The sequence below is a fragment of the Vibrio sp. YT-19(2023) genome (assembly GCF_033337395.1).
This window is the reverse complement of the sequence record NZ_JAWOQN010000053.1, coordinates 1-17,140: the sequence shown is the minus strand read 5'-3', so window position 1 is coordinate 17,140 and position 17,140 is coordinate 1. Positions and strand designations below refer to the sequence as shown.

Sequence of the window (17,140 nt, the reverse complement as noted above, 5' to 3'; positions counted from 1 at the left end):
TCGAAACGTACTCTCAACAGTTCGCTTAGGCATGGAAGTTTTGCGGCATTCTGGCTACACAATAACAAGGGAAGACTCACTCGTGGCTGCAACCCTGCTTACTCAAAATCTATTCACACATGGTTACGTTTTGGGGAAATTATGAGGGGATCTCTCAGTGCTCAGCATGTTTGAGTGCTTTACTCGCCGCGGGTTGAGAAATATGTAAAACTTCAGCCGCACGCGTTAAGGAACCACAAGTCATTACAGCATAAAAGATATCGAGATGTCTTAATTTCATTCCATGTAGCCTACTGATTATTTATTTCTACGGACTATTCTAACGAATAAAGTATAAATAATCAGATATACTCGTCATAATTCAAATTTTGGTTTATACCCGTGATCATTGAAGATGCTTGATTTTCGATAGAATCAGGATCATGCTACGAACCATGAAAATTACACTGACTCCTCAACAGAAACTGCAACTCGAACAAATGCACGACATTGAACGTGATAGTCGAGTTTGCGACCGTATTAAGGCTGTTTTGCTGGCTTCTGAAGGCTGGAGTCAGACTATGATTTCACAAGCTCTTCGTATTCATGAATCGACCGTTGCTCGTCATCTCAGCGACTACGTTCTTTCTGAAAAACTTAAGCCTAAAAATGGCGGAAGCCAAAGCAAGCTTTCTGCTACTCAAACCATGCACCTAATCGAGCATTTGACTGAGAAAACCTATTCTCATACGCATCAAATTGTCACTTACGTTAAAGAGACATTTGGACTGGATTACACGGTTTCTGGTATGAATAAATGGCTTCACCACAATGGTTTTAGCTACAAGCAACCGAAAGGCGTACCACACAAGTTTGATGAAGCACAACAGCAAGCATTTATAGAGGCTTATGAAGCGTTAAAGGCAAGCTGTGGCAAGGATGAATCGATAGTCTTTATCGACGCAGTTCACCCAACACTATCAACAAAAATATCTCATGGCTGGATACGAACTGGTCAGGATAAAGTGATTGAAACAACGGGTAATCGTAGCCGATTGAACATTATTGGCGCACTGAACTTGTCGGATATTGGAGCAACCATTGTTCACAACTATGAGAGCATTAACAGTGAATCGATTGTTCGCTTTTTCTGTGAGTTAAGAAAGAGTTATCCCTTAGCTCATAAGCTTCATATCATCTTGGATGGTGCGGGATATCACCGCAGTGACTTAGTCAAAGATGCGGCGTTTGTCCTGAATATTGAACTGCATTATCTTCCACCTTACAGTCCAAACCTCAACCCAATCGAGCGGCTATGGAAAGTAATGAATGAGAAGTCGAGGAACAACGTTTACTTCAAAAGAAAACGGGACTTCAAGGCGGCAATAGACCAATTTTTTGCAGTGACTCTTCCAGAGATCGCAGGCTCTTTGACATCTCGAATTAATGATAATTTTCAGGTTCTCAAGCCAGCATCTTCAAGTTGATTCGGTATAAATAAATCATAAAAATACTTTAATTTTCAATGCATTGTGGTCTTTTTCTCTACGGTTACATAACGCCGCATTAAGGGGCAAGCAACGCAAACCACTGTGCTCAAACTAACCAGCTGTCACCTCAAATGTCAGGGAAACCGCATGAAGATCGTTGATATATAAGGGCTGCGGAGATGCTAAAAATTAGCTTTGAACCTATCACTCACCCCAACTATTGAATGTAACGACATGAAATTAAAGATCGTCTTGTAGATCATTTTCGTTGTTTTGTAATAGCTCCTAGAGAATATAGAAGCCTAAATATGAGCGAGTTAACTAACCCATTTATGCACTTTCAAATCATTAAAGATTATCGACAGGAAAACAAAATAGCACACAAATTATCAGATATTATTTTGCTGACAATTTGTGGAGTTTTGTCAGGCCATGATGGCTGGGATGGGATTATCGATTTTGGCAATGCTCGCTTAGATTTCCTCAAACGCTATGGTCACTTTGAAGCGGGAATTCCTTCTGCAGATACGCTGTCTCGTGTGATGGGCATGATTAATCCGGCAGCGTTACAAAGAAGCTTTATCGCCTGGATGAAGGAGTGCCATACATTGACAGATGGAGAAGTCATCGCTATCGACGGCAAAACATTGCGTGGCTCTTATGACCGCTCGAAGGGTAAAGGAACGATCTACATGGTGAATGCTTTTGCTACAGCGAACGGAATGAGTATCGGCCAACAGAAGGTTGATAGTAAAAGTAATGAGATTACCGCGATCCCCAAGCTACTTGAGTTGCTAGAGGTAAAAGGCTGCTTGATTACTATTGATGCCATGGGATGCCAAAAGAAAATAGCGCAGAAGATTCTCGATAAAGAAGCGGATTATTTGTTAGCCGTTAAAGGGAATCAGGGAATGCTTGAGCAAGCTTTTGATGATTATTTTCGAATGGAGATGCTTCAAGACTTTGACGGCAGTTCTTACAGTACTCAAGAAAAAAGTCACGGAAGAACGGAAACGAGAGTGGCTTTAGTGAACCGTGATTTGTCGGTTTTAGGTGATATTGAGCATGAATGGCCCGAGCTAAAATCCATGGGTATTGTTGCTTCAATTCGGCAAGAATCGGCGGTCGCCACAGAGCAAGATGTGAAAATTCGATACTACATCAGCTCTAAAGACTTAGAAGCTCAAACATTACTGGAAGCGACGCGCTCTCATTGGGGTGTAGAAGTGATGCATTGGTCGCTTGATACCGCCTTTTGTGAGGACAATTCTCGTATAAGAGCAGACGATCGAGCAGAGGCTTTAGCCAGGATCAGGCAGATGTGTTTGAACCTATTAAAGAGTGAAACCACCTTTAAAGGTGGGATTAAACGCAAACGGATGAACTGCGCAATGGATGAAAACTACTTAAGTAAGGTTCTCGAAAGCCTTACAGGGCGATGATGTTCATGCGGTTTCCGTGCCTCAAATGTACATCCAAACCAAAACTGCCACGCGTTGATTGTCCCTCTTAAATGCTTTGTTATGTAACTTTGCTAACCATTTCAAAGCATTACAAAGAACAGCATTGCCAAATATCGTTTAACTTACATGAAAAATTAGCAGTAACCCAGTAGAATTTGCGTGACAACGACGAAACTGCGAGCAACGCAAACAACTGCACTCAAACTAACCTGCCGTAATCTCAAATGCTCATCCAAACTAAAAATGCCACGCGTTGATTGTCCCTCTTAAATGCTTTGTTATGTAACTTTACTAATAATTTCAAAACATTACAAAAAACAGCATCGCCAAACACGATTTAACTTACACGAAAAGTCAGCATTGACCCAGTAGAAAAAACTCTGACAATAACAAAAGCCACTTGATTCTGCGGATCATGACTATAGACAAGCTGAACGCAAACCAACTTTACCATTAAAGCCCAGAGTAAAGACTCGAAGAACAAGAAGACGAAAACTAAGCCAATATGAATAAGACTGACTTTACAAACTTTATAAATAACCAATTAAAACAATCAGTTCAAATCATAAAACATGTAAAATAGAAGCTAACTTAAAAATGCAAAAGTATAAAAATACTTTAACTTTCAATATATTGCGATCTTTTTCTCTACGGTTACATAACGCCGCATTAAGGGGTAAGCAACGCTAACAACTGCGTTCAAACTAACCTGCCGTAACCTCAAATGCCAACCCGAACCAAAAATGCCACGCGTTGATTGTCCCTCTTGAATGCTTTGTTATGTAACTTTACTAATTATTTCAAAGCATTAACAAAAACAGCATCGCCAAACACGATTTAACTTACATGAAAAGTCAGCATTGACCCAGTAGAAAAAACTCTGGCAACTACAAAAGTAACTTGATTCTGCGGATCATGACTATAGAGAAGCTGAACGCAAACCCGCTTCACCAGTAAGCGCTGAATAAAGACTCGAAGAACAAGAAGACGAAAACCAAATCAACATGAATAAGACTAACTTTACAAACCGTATAAATAACCAATTAAAACAATCAGTTAAAAGTATCAAACATGAAAAGCAGAAGCTCACCTTAAAATGCAAAAGGATAAAAACACTTTAAATTTCAATACATTGTGATCTTTTTCTCTACGGTTACATAACGCCGCATTAAGGGGCAGGCAACGCAAACAACTGCGCTCAAATTAACCAACCGTAACCTCAAATGCTCAACCAAACCAAAACTGCCACGCGTTGACTGTCCCTCTTGAATGCTTTGTTATGTAACTTTTCTAACCATTTCAAAGCATTATAAAGAACAATATTGCCAAATACCGTTTAACTTACATGAAAAGTTAGCAGTAACCCAGTAGAATTCGCGTGGCAACGACGAAACTGCGAGCCCTAGTTCAAAGAAAAAATGACTGCCACCAAGCTTATCGCAAACCCACTGAACCATTTAGAACCAGCTAAAAACTCGAAGAACAAGGAGACGAAAACTAAGCCAATATGAATAAGACTGACTTTACAAACTTTATAAATAACCAATTAAAACAATTAGTTAAAATTATAAACATGTAAAGTATAAGCTAACTTAAAAATACAAAAGCATAAAAACACTTTAACTTTCAATATATTGCGGTCTTTTTCTCTACGGTTACATAACGCCGCGTTAAGTGGTGAGCAACGCAGACCACCCAACCTAAAACATTGTGCCGTAAACACTAAAGCTAAGCCAGACCAAAAATGCCATGCGTTGTGAATCCGGCTTAAACGCTTTGTTATGCGCCTTGCATCCAAGCCCAACTAATACCATAATTAGGTATCTATTGGTACTGAGGACTAACTTATGGCTAAGAACACTAGTATTACTTTGGGTGACCATTTTGACGGTTTTATTGCTAATCAAATCCAAAGCGGTCGCTATGGCTCTGCAAGTGAAGTCATTCGTTCTGCTTTACGTTTACTTGAAACCCAAGAAACTAAAATGAACACTTTACGCCAGTTGCTTGTTGAGGGCGAAGAAAGTGGAGTTGCGGGTTATGACCTTGATTCGTTTATCAATGAGTTAGATAGCGAAGAGAGAAAATGAGTCCATTTCAGTTAACTAACAAGGCGAAATCTGATTTAAGAGATATAGCCTTGTTTACCTCTCGACGTTGGGGTAGCGAACAGCGAAATATTTATCTAAAACAGTTTGATGACTCATTTTGGCTGTTAGCCGAAAATCCTGACATTGGTAAAGCCTGTGACGAAATTCGCGATGGCTACAGAAAGTTTCCACAAGGAAGCCACGTAATATTTTATCGTCAGATCGGCAGTCAAAATATTGAAATTATCCGTATCCTCCACAAAAGCATGGATGTGGATCCAATTTTTGGCGCATAACGCCCGGTTAAGGGGCAGACAACGCCACTACCAAGCTTCCGCATAACATCGTAACCACAAAAATCAACGCATAATAAAAATGCCGCGCGTTGGCTGTCCCTCTTGAACCGTTTGTTATGCTTAAACTTCAAACACTTAGGTTTAAGTAACCATTAGAATAACTCAGACTTTTACACAAACCCAAGCACCAAAACTCGTTAACCTGATCGAAACCATGATTCGAATAAAAACCACGTTAAATTTACTACGATCAAAAGAACAAAATGCCCTTTCAACAAAACTCTGACCGACCAAACTCACAGCAAACTGGCATGAAACTCGAATGAGGCAACTACGCTGAACCAGCAGCGCCAACGAAATTGCCTTTTCATTAGGCAGCGAAAAACAATATCAAATTGCCGATACGCTTTTGGCCGATAAGCCAAGGAACCAAATCACTCAAAGCGACTTTGAGAAAAAGAAACTTAACACGAACCGGCTCAAAACTAAAATGAGGCAATCACTCGAAATTTACAGCGTCAATTCATTTCAAACAGCGACAGCTTTTAATCATTTGCCGACAAACAAGATCGAATGGCTGAAGGAACAGAGAAAAGACCACAACCGATTGATTTTGTGAGATTAAGCATAACGCCCAATTAAGTAGCCCGAAACGCTACTACCAACTTTCCGCAAAACACCGTAATCACCAAACTCAACGCAAAACAAAAGTGCCACGCGTTGAGGGTCTGCTTGAATTGTTTGTTATATTTCAGTTCCAGACAGCTACTGAAACACCAAGCAACCTTTGTAAAATAGCAAACAAAATCAAACACTTAATGTAAAATGAGCTAGCTTTTTATACAGAAAAACCGTTTATTCTTAAATCGACTCAAGATTACGCATTGATTCTGATGATAAATCTCAGAGAAACAAACCATTAATGTAAACCAAATCAAAATAGCAGCCAAATGAGCCAAAACGATAATGTTCGTTAGGAATTGATATACTTGATCAAACCAACAGCTATCTATCACAAGAAATCATCAACCAGCAAGATCCCACATTACCACTTAACTTTTAAATTTGTAGCACGTTGAATTTAAGAGAAATATAACGCCCGCCTAAGGGGCTGGCAACGCACTACCACTAAACTCAACCACAACAGCCGAAACCACCGCGGCTCAATGGGACTGGAAACGCCGCGCGTTGACAGTCCCTCTTGAGGCGTTTGTTATGTAACTATTTAATAGCGATAGAGATTTCGACTTCACTTGCACTTTTATAATATTCAAAGTCTGTTGTGTAAGCTCGTTTGTAAGGACTGCTTCCAGATCCGAAGTAGCGCCACACATCACCCCAAAGTTCGATAACTACTTGTGGCATTTCACCGGTCGCAGAAAAAGTCACGTACTTACCTGAAGCAACAGTAACTTGTACTGAGTCTGGTAATATTTCTGGTGATAATGTATCCGAGCAAGCGATAACGTCAAAAGCCCCTGTAAAATCAGACTCGTAGTTTGTGTACAAACCAAAAACTTTTGATTTTTCATTTAGCTTTGGAGCCGCATTTGCGTAAAACCTAGCCCAAAGTTCTCCGATTTTTGCAGTAGATGGTGATACCTCATCCGCATTATTTGTACGGATAACAAAGCCTGTAACATCGCAGCTATCCATTTCACTGATGTTCATATTTCCTCCTAGTTACATAACGCCGCGTTAAGTAGTGAGCAACATGCCACCCAACCTAAACCATTGTGCCGTAAACACTAAATTCAAAGCAAACCGAAAATGCCCAGCGTTGCGAATCTGTCTTAAACGCTTTGTTATGTGCGTAGCCGAATCTTGCGCTTAGTCAGGAACAATGATTACCCCTAATTGCTCCAGTAACTGCTCCTGTTGCCACGAGCATATTTTTACACCTGTAAGATCAATCTTTCGAGGATCTAAACCATAAAGCTCTGAATGACTTAAATCACAGCCTTGTACTCTAAACTGTTCCCAGCAGTCTTCTGAAAAAACGCCACGACTTAAATCTGATTCTTTAAATGAAGCGCCTCGAAGATTTGCACCAATCCATCTATTTTCGAACAGGTCACATTTTTCAATAAGCTGCTGCTCAAAATTGGCATAGGATAAGTTACAACCTGTTATGTATGCAGAGCAAAAGTACATTTTATTCGAAACCTGATTTACAAAACTAACTTGGCTAAAATTTGCCCCTTTAAGATCACAATCTCTCAGTTCAATACCAAAGCAATTTGCCCCCTTAAAATGGGACATTGAAAGCTGACAATCTTTAAATGAAGCATCTCGAAGATCAGCATAAGAAAAATCGCACCCTTCCAGTGCCCCCTGCTCTATGAAAGTACAGTTAATGAACTGTGTATCTCGAAGGTTTGAGCGCTTAAAATTACAATGTATAAAAGTACAATTGCTAAAGATATGTTCTTGCAAGTCCTGATGTGAGAAGTTCACTTGATTATATAATTGCTTTGATTTTTCCATGCTGTAGCTCCAAAAAACATTTGATTTGAAGACTACCATTTACCTGAAAGTTCTCAACAAAAACAAAACCAATAAAAACAGACACTTAAAACACCCCGTTTTAGCCAAGATAAGGCATCAAAATGGCATTTTAAAGGGTGCTAATTCAAAATAAGCGATGCGGCCAGCTAGAAAAAAGTTTTGGTGAACTTGGTGAGTTTTAGAGAAAGCACATAACGCCCGCTTAAGGGGCAGACAACGCTACTACTAAGCTTCCGCACAACACCATAATCACAAAAACCAACGCATAGTAAAAATACCGCGCGTTGGCTGTCCCTCTTGAAGCGTTTGTTATGCATTACTTTGCAAGACAAGTTCAATGATTTTAACTACATCATCATTTTTATCTATTGTTACTGGAAAACCTTTAACATTCAGAATCTTACTTTCTATGTCTATCGTCAATTTTCCACCACCAACAGAACATTTAAATATATTGGCGCGCTCCCCAAGAATAGTTTTAGCTAATATATTGATATCTTGGGTAGTTGTCTTTTCATTTGCGCTTAATCTGGCAGCAGCTGGTGCTGCAATGGACAGAAGTATATCCCTTAGTGATTCAGCCTCATCAATCCATTTTCCGTCAGATGCGTATTCAATACAGCGAACTAAATCACCCAATTTTTCTCTAATTTCTGCGATTGGAATCTGATCTAAGAACTCAATTTCATCGACGGCAGCAGTAGGCTTTCCTTCTGACGTATAAATATCAGAAGCTTGATAATATGATTCAATCGCCCCCTTCCTTAAAATAAAACACCCAGATTCTTCTAGTAATCGTAATACAACTTCTAACCGGTCTTTCAAGGAAGACCATTTATCGCCATTGGTTAAACCTTTCAAATCAGAGCCATCCAAACTCATTAGCGTACAAAAAGCAGATCTTCTCTTTACTTTTTCATCAACTGACTCTTCGGCGTTAACGTAGTAAGGGTGCCTTTCAGCCAGTTTAGATATATCTCCCCAATTAGGACCTACGAATGAACAAAAATCGCTATATGTTGAAGAAGCGAGTTTTATAGCTGATGGCGCTCCAAGTTTTGAAGCACTTGCATCTGCAGCAGGGGAACTAGCTAAAAAGCATTGAACTAGGTCCATGTCATCTGTAAATGCGTCAGCGTCTGCGAGAACTACTGGATTTTTCCCAATTAGCCTCATGAACTTTGCTACAACTGGCATTTGACCTTTGCCAATTACCGGAAGCAATTGAGAGCCTGCAGCTTCAAGATGAAGCTCAAGTTTGTTGGATATGAACGACGCGATCATTACATCACTTGGCCCTTCTACTAATAGTGGCCTTCGGCAAAACAATGATAGCTTATGCTCTTGTCCAAGCCGGGCAATCAAAGCTTGGAGCTTTCTATTTTTCAATTGTTCATTGCTGGGATTGAGCTGGACAGGAGGTTTATCTAAATCATGACAGAATATTAGTGATGTCAAGTCACTAGGCTTGGTGATTCGGAGCATTTCTGTCGAATGCGTAGCCATAATCACTATTTTTTATATCCACCTTCAGAAGGGTGGCCCGCTGCAGTAGTAATTTCATTTAATAAAAATGACTGTAACTGTGGGTGGAGCGAAACTTCAGGTTCATCAATTAATAAGGCGCCTACTTCATCGTCATACAAGGCCGCCAGAATACCGACAAGATGAAGTAATCCTGATGCTTCCCGGCCTGACGAGTAAGGTTTAGATGTGGAATCTAATCTTGCAAACACGACCTTTAAAGTCCCGGCATCCCATTCAATGATCAAATCCCGTTTGAATATACCCGTGATCATTGAAGGTGCTTGATTTTAGCCAAAATGAGGATCATGCTAGGTGACATGAAAATAACACTATCCAATGAACAAAAAATCACGCTGATTAACCAACACGATACGACTCGTGATGGGCGAGTGCGCGATCGCATCAAAGCTGTTATTCATGCCAGTAACGGGTGGAGTCCTGAAGAAATTGCCGATGCACTGCTTATCCATGAAACAACGGTTAGACAGCATCTCAAAGATTACTCACTAGCGAACAAGCTCAAGCCTGAAAATGGTGGTTCAAAAAGCTACCTATCTCAGCAGCAAACCCAAAGCTTGATTTCACACCTAACCTCGCGCACCTATCATCATACGCGTGAGATTGTTGCGTATGTTTTTACTGCTTACCGTGTGCAATATAGTGTTGCAGGAATGAACAAGTGGCTTCACCAAAATGGTTTCAGCTACAAGATGCCCAAAGGCGTACCTCATAAGTTTGATGAAACCAAACAGAAAGCTTTTATTGAGGCTTATGAAGCGCTCAAAGCCAGCTGTAGTAAGGATGAGTCGATCCTATTTATTGATGCAGTCCATCCGACTCAAGCAACTAAAGTATCGCATGGTTGGATACGAACAGGGCATGACAAGTCTGTTGAAACAACGGGAAGTCGAAGTCGCCTCAATCTCATTGGTGCTTTAAATCTTAACGACATTGGCGGGACTATTATTCATGATTACGAGACCATAAACAGTGAAAGCATTGTTCGCTTTTTCTGCCAAATTAGAGAGCGTTATCCATTAGAACACAAGCTCCATATCATCTTAGATGGTGCGGGGTACCATCGTAGTGAACTAGTCAGAGATGCTGCTTTTGTCTTGAATATTGAGCTTCATTATCTTCCACCTTATAGTCCGAATCTAAATCCAATCGAGCGGCTTTGGAAAGTGATGAACGAATATTCAAGGAACAACGTTTATTTCAAAACTAAACGGGAATTCAGAGAAGCCATCGAGAATTTTTGCATTGTGACTCTACCTAAGATCGCAGACTCTTTGACGTCTCGAATAAATGATAATTTTCAAGTGCTCAAGCCCGCATCTTCAAGTTGATTGGGTATAGTTGTCACGAGAATTAATTCGTAAACGTGCAAGCTAAATAGATTGACTAGGGGAATATACGGGGTAAGAAAGCGGCTCGGCATACTGCCCTATAATAAATTGTTAGGAGAAGTACGCCGAGTAGTGTGTAGCTATTAGGTAAAGTATGTACCAATTTCAATAAATATTTTAATTAAGATACTGTTTGAAATATCAACAATAAAGGCACCGACCATAGGAACGACAAGGAAAGCTTTATGTGATGGTCCAAATGCTTTTGTGACTGTTTGCATATTCGCAATTGCTGTTGGTGTTGCTCCCATACCAAAGCCACAGTGACCCGCGCTGATCACGACAGCATCATAATCTTTGCCCATCATTTTGAAGGTGATAAAGCAGGCAAATAGCACCATGACAACAGTTTGTACAGCAATGATAATTAATACTGGCCCTGCCATGCTTGCCAATTGACCAAATTTTAATGACATTAACGCCATTGCCAAGAAAAGCGATAAAGCAACGCTACCTAATACATCGACGGTCGGCTCAAACACTTCGTGTTTAAATACATGAGTCAGTGTATTACGGATAATAATACCGACAAATAAACACCAGACAAAAGTAGGCAGTTGCAGAAAAGTATCTTTAAACAATGCACTGATATAGCCACCAACAACAATACAGATAATCAGCATTGAAATGGTTTCAATAACGTTATTTGCATTGATTTTTCTTTTGACGCTTGGTTGCTCAAAAGCTTCAACGATAGTGTCGCGCTCTTGCTCGGTTGTTTTAGGAATAGAGACCTTTTTCAAAAGATGACGGGCAACAGGGCCGCCAACTAAACCACCCAACACTAATCCAAGTGTTGCACAAGCCATCGCTAATTCAACGGCGCCTGTTACACCATATTTATCAGCGAGAATAGGGCCCCATGCTCCGGCATTACCATGACCACCTGTTAGAGTAATTGAACCTGCAATTAAGCCAATAAATGGACTTTCATTCATCATGACAGCCATACTCATGCCGACAGTATTTTGAATGGCGATTAGGATCGTTACTGCAATAGTTAATAGAACTAACGGCTTTCCTCCTTTAATCAGTCGAGAAAAGTCAGAACTTAGCCCGATAGAGGAAAAGAATGTGAGCATTAATAAACTTTGCAATGAAGCATCAAAAGTAAACGAATAACCTGATGTTTTATCAATAATTAACAGAACAATTGCAACAATAAAGCCACCAACGACGGCTTCTGGTATGTGGTTTTTTTGTAGGAACGGGGTAAATTTTACGACAAACATTCCTATGAGTAGCGCGATACATGCGACTAATAATGTATAACTGGCATCTAGGATCATTTTTTTACCTCTATTAGTTTACCAGAATTTTCACTATAACAATTTAACAATAGTGAAAAATGAAGTTACTTTGGTTAACTAATCTTTAACAATGAGTTTTATTAGGGTATCCATAACTTTTAGTTAATAGGGTCATAATTTTAGTGTGATCTTAATCATGAAATATTAAAAAGATTAAAATAACAACAATGGTATTTAATGATGGGTAAACCTAAATACCATGCGGGATCCGCACTATTTTCGGTGATAGCAAAAAATAAAAAAGTATAAATAATAAACAAAATTATAAGAGAAGGAGAACATGATAAGCGCAGGCCGAGCAATTTAAAGAAGTGTGATATACAACATAAAACAGCAGCATGACCTTTCTATATTTCGTTGCTTATCGAAGTGTTAATTTTCGGGTGGATTACTCTGTTTGTTGATTAATAACGGAGAAAAATATGATTGCTGTAATATTTGAGGTGCAAATACAACCCGACCAACAAACTCGCTATTTGACTTTAGCTGAGGAGTTAAGACCACTATTAAGTCATGTAGCTGGTTTTATTTCAATTGAACGTTTTCAAAGTCTAGCTACAGAAGGAAAAATGTTATCGCTATCTTGGTGGGAAAACGAATACGCAGTTCTGCAATGGAAAAATCATGTTTTACATGCGAAAGCTCAACAAGAAGGGCGAGAGTCAATATTTGATTTTTACAAAATTAGTATTGCTCATATTACTCGCGAATATTCATTTAAAAAGGACAAGGATAATGTTTGATGTTCACGTTGTTTTAGATAATCAAATAGGACAATTAGCATTACTAGGAAAAACATTAGGTAATAAAGGTATTGGATTGGAAGGGGGAGGGATATTTACGGTTGGTGATGAATGCCATGCTCATTTTCTTGTTGAACAAGGAAAGGAAGCTAAAATAGCGCTAGAGCAAGCTGGACTGTTAGTACTTGCGATCCGGACACCATTAATTCGTAAGTTAAAACAGGAAAAACCGGGGGAACTTGGCGAAATAGCACGAGTATTGGCGGAGAATAACATTAATATTTTAGTGCAATACAGTGACCATGCTAACCAACTGATATTAATAACGGACAATGATAGTATGGCTGCATCTGTTACGCTCCCTTGGGCAATAAAGTGAACTTGCGATGGCTAATTTAATACGAAAAGAGGTTACCTTTGAGTCCTCAATAGCCGCGATAGGGGCGGCTATGTCTGACATTTCACGAGTTAAAATACTCAGTGCTTTGATGGATGGGCGAGCTTGGACGGCCACTGAGCTAAGTTCTGTGGCGAATATATCAGCTTCAACGGCGAGCAGTCATTTATCTAAATTATTAGATTGCCAGCTAATCACAGTAGTAGCTCAAGGCAAGCATCGTTATTTTCGGCTAGCAGGAAAAGATATTGCTGAATTGATGGAAAGTATGATGGGGATCTCCTTAAACCATGGCGTACATGCCAAAGTTTCCACGCCAGTGCATTTACGAAAAGCACGTACTTGCTATGATCATTTAGCTGGCGAAGTTGCCGTTAAGATCTATGATTCCCTTTGTCAACAGCAATGGATCACTGAAAATGGTTCAATGATCACATTAAGTGGTATTCAATATTTTCATGAAATGGGAATTGACGTTCCTTCCAAACATTCACGTAAAATCTGTTGTGCGTGTTTAGATTGGAGTGAACGCCGTTTCCATTTAGGTGGGTACGTTGGAGCCGCATTATTTTCGCTTTATGAATCTAAAGGGTGGTTAACTCGACATCTTGGTTACCGTGAAGTTACCATCACGGAAAAAGGTTATGCTGCTTTTAAGACCCACTTTCACATTTAAGTTGTTTTTCTAATCCGCATATGATCAATTCAAGGCCGAATAAGAAGGCTGGCTCTGCACCTTGGTGATCAAATAATTCGATAGCTTGTCGTAATAATGGCGGCATACTATCAGTAGTAGGTGTTTCCCTTTCTTCTTTAGCGACTTGATGCTCTTGATCTTCCAATACGCAACCTAAAGTAAAATGCCCCACAGCGCTGAGTGCATATAATGCATTCTCTAGTGAAAAACCTTGTTGGCATAAAAAGGCTAATTGATTTTCGAGAGTTTCATACTGTTTTTCTGTAGGCCGTGTACCTAAATGTACTTTTGCTCCATCGCGATGACTTAGTAAAGCACATCTAAAACTTTTAGCGTTATTACGTAAAAAATCTTGCCAGCTTTCCCCTTCTAAAGGGCAAAAGTGAGTATGGTGCCTATCTAACATCTCAATGGCTAAGGCGTCGAGCAAAGCCCGCTTATTTTTTACATGCCAATACAATGTAGGCTGCTCTACACCTAGCTTCTGGGCGAGTTTACGGGTTGTTAAACCTTCGATTCCGACCTCATTAAGCAGCTCTAATGCGCTGTTAATCACTTTACTTTTATCTAATCTAGACATCATTAATTCCTAATTTTTGTTGACACTCTATCATTGATAGAGTTATTTTACCACTCCCTATCAGTGATAGAGAAAAGTGAAATGAATAGTTCGACAAAGATCGCATTGGTAATTACGTTACTCGATGCCATGGGGATTGGCCTTATCATGCCAGTCTTGCCAACGTTATTACGTGAATTTATTGCTTCGGAAGATATCGCTAACCACTTTGGCGTATTGCTTGCACTTTATGCGTTAATGCAGGTTATCTTTGCTCCTTGGCTTGGAAAAATGTCTGACCGATTTGGTCGGCGCCCAGTGCTGTTGTTGTCATTAATAGGCGCATCGCTGGATTACTTATTGCTGGCTTTTTCAAGTGCGCTTTGGATGCTGTATTTAGGCCGTTTGCTTTCAGGGATCACAGGAGCTACTGGGGCTGTCGCGGCATCGGTCATTGCCGATACCACCTCAGCTTCTCAACGCGTGAAGTGGTTCGGTTGGTTAGGGGCAAGTTTTGGGCTTGGTTTAATAGCGGGGCCTATTATTGGTGGTTTTGCAGGAGAGATTTCACCGCATAGTCCCTTTTTTATCGCTGCGTTGCTAAATATTGTCACTTTCCTTGTGGTTATGTTTTGGTTCCGTGAAACCAAAAATACACGTGATAATACAGATACCGAAGTAGGGGTTGAGACGCAATCGAATTCGGTATACATCACTTTATTTAAAACGATGCCCATTTTGTTGATTATTTATTTTTCAGCGCAATTGATAGGCCAAATTCCCGCAACGGTGTGGGTGCTATTTACCGAAAATCGTTTTGGATGGAATAGCATGATGGTTGGCTTTTCATTAGCGGGTCTTGGTCTTTTACACTCAGTATTCCAAGCCTTTGTGGCAGGAAGAATAGCCACTAAATGGGGCGAAAAAACGGCAGTACTGCTCGGATTTATTGCAGATAGTAGTGCATTTGCCTTTTTAGCGTTTATATCTGAAGGTTGGTTAGTTTTCCCTGTTTTAATTTTATTGGCTGGTGGTGGGATCGCTTTACCTGCATTACAGGGAGTGATGTCTATCCAAACAAAGAGTCATCAGCAAGGTGCTTTACAGGGATTATTGGTGAGCCTTACCAATGCAACCGGTGTTATTGGCCCATTACTGTTTGCTGTTATTTATAATCATTCACTACCAATTTGGGATGGCTGGATTTGGATTATTGGTTTAGCGTTTTACTGTATTATTATCCTGCTATCGATGACCTTCATGTTAACCCCTCAAGCTCAGGGGAGTAAACAGGAGACAAGTGCTTAGTTATTTCGTCACCAAATGATGTTATTCCGCGAAATATAATGACCCTCTTGATAACCCAAGAGGGCATTTTTTACGATAAAGAAGATTTAGCTTCAAATAAAACCTATCTATTTTATTTATCTTTCAAGCTCAATAAAAAGCCGCGGTAAATAGCAATAAATTGGCCTTTTTTATCGGCAAGCTCTTTTAGGTTTTTCGCATGTATTGCGATATGCATAAACCAGCCATTGAGTAAGTTTTTAAGCACATCATCATCATAAGCTTTAAGTTGGTTCTCTTGGATCAATTTGCTGACAATGGCGTTTACCTTACCAGTAATGTATTCAAGGCTAATTTTTTCAAGTTCATTCCAACCAATGATAGGCATCACTTCTTGGATAGGGATAAGGTTTTTATTATTATCAATAATATAATCAAGATAATGTTCAAATATACTTTCTAAGGCAGACCAACCATTTGTTAAATCAGTTTTTGTTGTGATGTAGGCATCAATCATAATTAATTGCTGCTTATAACAGGCACTGAGTAATTGTTTTTTATTTTTAAAGTGATGATAAAAGGCACCTTTGGTCACCAACGCTTTTCCCGAGATCTCATCTATTGAAACAGCTTGATAGCCTTTTTCAACAAACAATATTCGTGCTGAGTTAACCAGTGATTGATAGGTACTCTTAAAATTTTCTTGTTGATGATTTTTATTTTCCATGATAGATTTAAAATAACATACCGTCAGTATGTTTATGGTATCATGATGATGTGGTCGTGACAATCTTAAGAACATTTAGGTTATTTTATGTATATTGAACAGCATTCTCGCTATCAAAATAAAGCTAATAACATCCAATTAAGATATGATGATAAGCAGTTTCATACAACGGTTATCAAAGATGTTCTATTATGGATTGAACATAATTTAGATCAGTCTTTACTGCTTGATGATGTGGCGAATAAAGCGGGTTATACCAAGTGGTATTTTCAGCGGCTGTTCAAAAAAGTAACAGGGGTCACACTGGCTAGCTATATTCGTGCTCGTCGTTTGACGAAAGCGGCTGTTGAGTTGAGGTTGACGAAAAAAACTATCCTTGAGATCGCATTAAAATATCAATTTGATTCCCAACAATCTTTTACACGTCGATTTAAGTACATTTTTAAGGTTACACCAAGTTATTATCGGCGTAATAAATTATGGGAATTGGAGGCAATGCACTGAGAGATCCCCTCATAATTTCCCCAAAGCGTAACCATGTGTGAATAAATTTTGAGCTAGTAGGGTTGCAGCCACGAGTAAGTCTTCCCTTGTTATTGTGTAGCCAGAATGCCGCAAAACTTCCATGCCTAAGCGAACTGTTGAGAGTACGTTTCGA

18 protein-coding genes and 2 pseudogenes are annotated in these 17,140 nt (G+C 39.5%); 11 read left to right on the top strand and 9 right to left on the bottom strand.

Annotated features, from left to right (window positions below):
- Positions 1-145, top strand: a pseudogene (locus tag R7E78_RS22975) (IS4 family transposase); the annotation flags it as partial.
- 9 nt (positions 146-154) lie between these two features.
- Here R7E78_RS22975 and R7E78_RS31220 read toward each other — a convergent pair.
- Positions 155-280 (bottom strand): LysR family transcriptional regulator, encoded by a 126-nt coding sequence (locus R7E78_RS31220; protein ID WP_001303004.1) that lies wholly within the window; start codon positions 278-280, stop codon positions 155-157.
- 154 nt (positions 281-434) lie between these two features.
- On the opposite strand from R7E78_RS31220, the gene R7E78_RS22970 reads away from it, so the two are divergent.
- The 4 genes from R7E78_RS22970 (at position 435) to R7E78_RS22955 (ending at position 5,318) form a co-directional block, all read left to right on the top strand.
- Positions 435-1,466: an IS630 family transposase gene (locus R7E78_RS22970; protein ID WP_172686220.1), complete on the top strand. Its 1,032-nt coding sequence runs from the start codon at positions 435-437 to the stop codon at positions 1,464-1,466.
- A 311-nt stretch (positions 1,467-1,777) separates the two neighbouring features.
- A complete protein-coding gene (locus tag R7E78_RS22965) occupies positions 1,778-2,911 on the top strand; it encodes an ISAs1 family transposase (protein WP_032495611.1) in 1,134 nt (377 codons plus the stop codon).
- A 1,868-nt stretch (positions 2,912-4,779) separates the two neighbouring features.
- On the top strand, positions 4,780-5,022 hold the full coding sequence (locus tag R7E78_RS22960; RefSeq protein ID WP_032495610.1) for a type II toxin-antitoxin system ParD family antitoxin: 243 nt from the start codon (positions 4,780-4,782) through the stop codon (positions 5,020-5,022).
- Positions 5,019-5,318, top strand: coding sequence for a type II toxin-antitoxin system RelE/ParE family toxin (locus tag R7E78_RS22955; RefSeq protein ID WP_032495609.1), 300 nt, complete (start codon positions 5,019-5,021; stop codon positions 5,316-5,318). The genes R7E78_RS22960 and R7E78_RS22955 overlap by 4 nt, the downstream gene beginning before the upstream one ends.
- 1,221 nt (positions 5,319-6,539) lie before the next feature.
- Here R7E78_RS22955 and R7E78_RS22945 read toward each other — a convergent pair.
- The 4 genes from R7E78_RS22945 to R7E78_RS22930 all read right to left on the bottom strand — a co-directional run bounded on the left by R7E78_RS22945 (position 6,540) and on the right by R7E78_RS22930 (position 9,625).
- Positions 6,540-6,989, bottom strand: a complete 450-nt coding sequence (locus R7E78_RS22945) for a GyrI-like domain-containing protein (RefSeq protein WP_032495608.1) — start codon at positions 6,987-6,989, stop codon at positions 6,540-6,542.
- A gap of 159 nt (positions 6,990-7,148) precedes the next feature.
- The gene (locus R7E78_RS22940) at positions 7,149-7,805 is read right to left on the bottom strand and encodes a quinolone resistance pentapeptide repeat protein QnrVC6 (RefSeq protein WP_032495607.1); all 657 of its coding nucleotides are present in this window, start codon (positions 7,803-7,805) and stop codon (positions 7,149-7,151) included.
- A 330-nt stretch (positions 7,806-8,135) separates the two neighbouring features.
- Entirely contained in the window at positions 8,136-9,332 is a 1,197-nt protein-coding gene (locus R7E78_RS22935; RefSeq protein ID WP_032495606.1) for an ATP-dependent endonuclease, read from the bottom strand.
- Positions 9,333-9,337: 5 nt separating this feature from the next.
- Positions 9,338-9,625 carry an AAA family ATPase gene (locus R7E78_RS22930; protein WP_172686221.1) on the bottom strand — a complete coding sequence of 96 codons (288 nt, stop codon included), beginning with the start codon at positions 9,623-9,625 and terminating at the stop codon, positions 9,338-9,340.
- 45 nt (positions 9,626-9,670) lie between these two features.
- Between R7E78_RS22930 and R7E78_RS22925 the strand changes: the two genes are divergently transcribed.
- Positions 9,671-10,702, top strand: a complete 1,032-nt coding sequence (locus R7E78_RS22925) for an IS630 family transposase (protein ID WP_181382974.1) — start codon at positions 9,671-9,673, stop codon at positions 10,700-10,702.
- 143 nt (positions 10,703-10,845) lie between these two features.
- Here the strand turns inward: R7E78_RS22925 and gltS are convergent, their stop codons facing one another.
- Positions 10,846-12,051 (bottom strand): sodium/glutamate symporter, encoded by a 1,206-nt coding sequence (gene gltS / locus R7E78_RS22920; RefSeq protein ID WP_000599531.1) that lies wholly within the window; start codon positions 12,049-12,051, stop codon positions 10,846-10,848.
- A gap of 443 nt (positions 12,052-12,494) precedes the next feature.
- Between gltS and R7E78_RS22915 the strand changes: the two genes are divergently transcribed.
- From R7E78_RS22915 to R7E78_RS22905, 3 genes are read left to right on the top strand one after another with little or no spacing between them, the layout of a single operon-like run.
- Positions 12,495-12,815 (top strand): antibiotic biosynthesis monooxygenase family protein, encoded by a 321-nt coding sequence (locus R7E78_RS22915; RefSeq protein WP_000562370.1) that lies wholly within the window; start codon positions 12,495-12,497, stop codon positions 12,813-12,815.
- Complete coding sequence (locus R7E78_RS22910) at positions 12,808-13,194, top strand: hypothetical protein (RefSeq protein ID WP_000460651.1); 387 nt, start codon at positions 12,808-12,810, stop codon at positions 13,192-13,194. The genes R7E78_RS22915 and R7E78_RS22910 overlap by 8 nt, the downstream gene beginning before the upstream one ends.
- A 7-nt stretch (positions 13,195-13,201) precedes the next feature.
- Positions 13,202-13,888, top strand: coding sequence for an ArsR/SmtB family transcription factor (locus R7E78_RS22905; protein WP_001284954.1), 687 nt, complete (start codon positions 13,202-13,204; stop codon positions 13,886-13,888).
- On the opposite strand, the gene tetR(B) is transcribed toward R7E78_RS22905, so the two are convergent.
- Positions 13,866-14,489 carry a tetracycline resistance transcriptional repressor TetR(B) gene (tetR(B), locus tag R7E78_RS22900; protein WP_000088605.1) on the bottom strand — a complete coding sequence of 208 codons (624 nt, stop codon included), beginning with the start codon at positions 14,487-14,489 and terminating at the stop codon, positions 13,866-13,868. The two genes, R7E78_RS22905 and tetR(B), sit on opposite strands and share 23 nt — an antisense overlap.
- 81 nt (positions 14,490-14,570) lie before the next feature.
- On the opposite strand from tetR(B), the gene tet(B) reads away from it, so the two are divergent.
- Positions 14,571-15,776 (top strand): tetracycline efflux MFS transporter Tet(B), encoded by a 1,206-nt coding sequence (gene tet(B), locus R7E78_RS22895; protein ID WP_001089072.1) that lies wholly within the window; start codon positions 14,571-14,573, stop codon positions 15,774-15,776.
- 112 nt (positions 15,777-15,888) lie between these two features.
- Here tet(B) and tetC read toward each other — a convergent pair whose 3' ends face one another.
- Positions 15,889-16,482, bottom strand: a complete 594-nt coding sequence (tetC, locus tag R7E78_RS22890; RefSeq protein WP_000428546.1) for a tetracyline resistance-associated transcriptional repressor TetC — start codon at positions 16,480-16,482, stop codon at positions 15,889-15,891.
- 87 nt (positions 16,483-16,569) lie between these two features.
- Between tetC and R7E78_RS22885 the strand changes: the two genes are divergently transcribed.
- Positions 16,570-16,986: a helix-turn-helix domain-containing protein gene (locus R7E78_RS22885; RefSeq protein WP_000275180.1), complete on the top strand. Its 417-nt coding sequence runs from the start codon at positions 16,570-16,572 to the stop codon at positions 16,984-16,986.
- Between the two features lie 9 nt (positions 16,987-16,995).
- Here R7E78_RS22885 and R7E78_RS22880 read toward each other — a convergent pair.
- Positions 16,996-17,140, bottom strand: a pseudogene (locus tag R7E78_RS22880) (IS4 family transposase); the annotation flags it as partial.

What these genes read in the sequence shown, in the direction of transcription:
- R7E78_RS31220 (WP_001303004.1), bottom strand. Translation starts at nt 280, where the DNA reads ATGAAATTAAGACATCTCGATATCTTTTATGCTGTAATGACTTGTGGT.
- R7E78_RS22970 (WP_172686220.1), top strand. Translation starts at nt 435, where the DNA reads ATGAAAATTACACTGACTCCTCAACAGAAACTGCAACTCGAACAAATG.
- R7E78_RS22965 (WP_032495611.1), top strand. Translation starts at nt 1,778, where the DNA reads ATGAGCGAGTTAACTAACCCATTTATGCACTTTCAAATCATTAAAGAT.
- R7E78_RS22960 (WP_032495610.1), top strand. Translation starts at nt 4,780, where the DNA reads ATGGCTAAGAACACTAGTATTACTTTGGGTGACCATTTTGACGGTTTT.
- R7E78_RS22955 (WP_032495609.1), top strand. Translation starts at nt 5,019, where the DNA reads ATGAGTCCATTTCAGTTAACTAACAAGGCGAAATCTGATTTAAGAGAT.
- R7E78_RS22945 (WP_032495608.1), bottom strand. Translation starts at nt 6,989, where the DNA reads ATGAACATCAGTGAAATGGATAGCTGCGATGTTACAGGCTTTGTTATC.
- R7E78_RS22940 (WP_032495607.1), bottom strand. Translation starts at nt 7,805, where the DNA reads ATGGAAAAATCAAAGCAATTATATAATCAAGTGAACTTCTCACATCAG.
- R7E78_RS22935 (WP_032495606.1), bottom strand. Translation starts at nt 9,332, where the DNA reads ATGGCTACGCATTCGACAGAAATGCTCCGAATCACCAAGCCTAGTGAC.
- R7E78_RS22930 (WP_172686221.1), bottom strand. Translation starts at nt 9,625, where the DNA reads ATGATCACGGGTATATTCAAACGGGATTTGATCATTGAATGGGATGCC.
- R7E78_RS22925 (WP_181382974.1), top strand. Translation starts at nt 9,671, where the DNA reads ATGAAAATAACACTATCCAATGAACAAAAAATCACGCTGATTAACCAA.
- gltS (WP_000599531.1), bottom strand. Translation starts at nt 12,051, where the DNA reads ATGATCCTAGATGCCAGTTATACATTATTAGTCGCATGTATCGCGCTA.
- R7E78_RS22915 (WP_000562370.1), top strand. Translation starts at nt 12,495, where the DNA reads ATGATTGCTGTAATATTTGAGGTGCAAATACAACCCGACCAACAAACT.
- R7E78_RS22910 (WP_000460651.1), top strand. Translation starts at nt 12,808, where the DNA reads ATGTTTGATGTTCACGTTGTTTTAGATAATCAAATAGGACAATTAGCA.
- R7E78_RS22905 (WP_001284954.1), top strand. Translation starts at nt 13,202, where the DNA reads ATGGCTAATTTAATACGAAAAGAGGTTACCTTTGAGTCCTCAATAGCC.
- tetC (WP_000428546.1), bottom strand. Translation starts at nt 16,482, where the DNA reads ATGGAAAATAAAAATCATCAACAAGAAAATTTTAAGAGTACCTATCAA.
- R7E78_RS22885 (WP_000275180.1), top strand. Translation starts at nt 16,570, where the DNA reads ATGTATATTGAACAGCATTCTCGCTATCAAAATAAAGCTAATAACATC.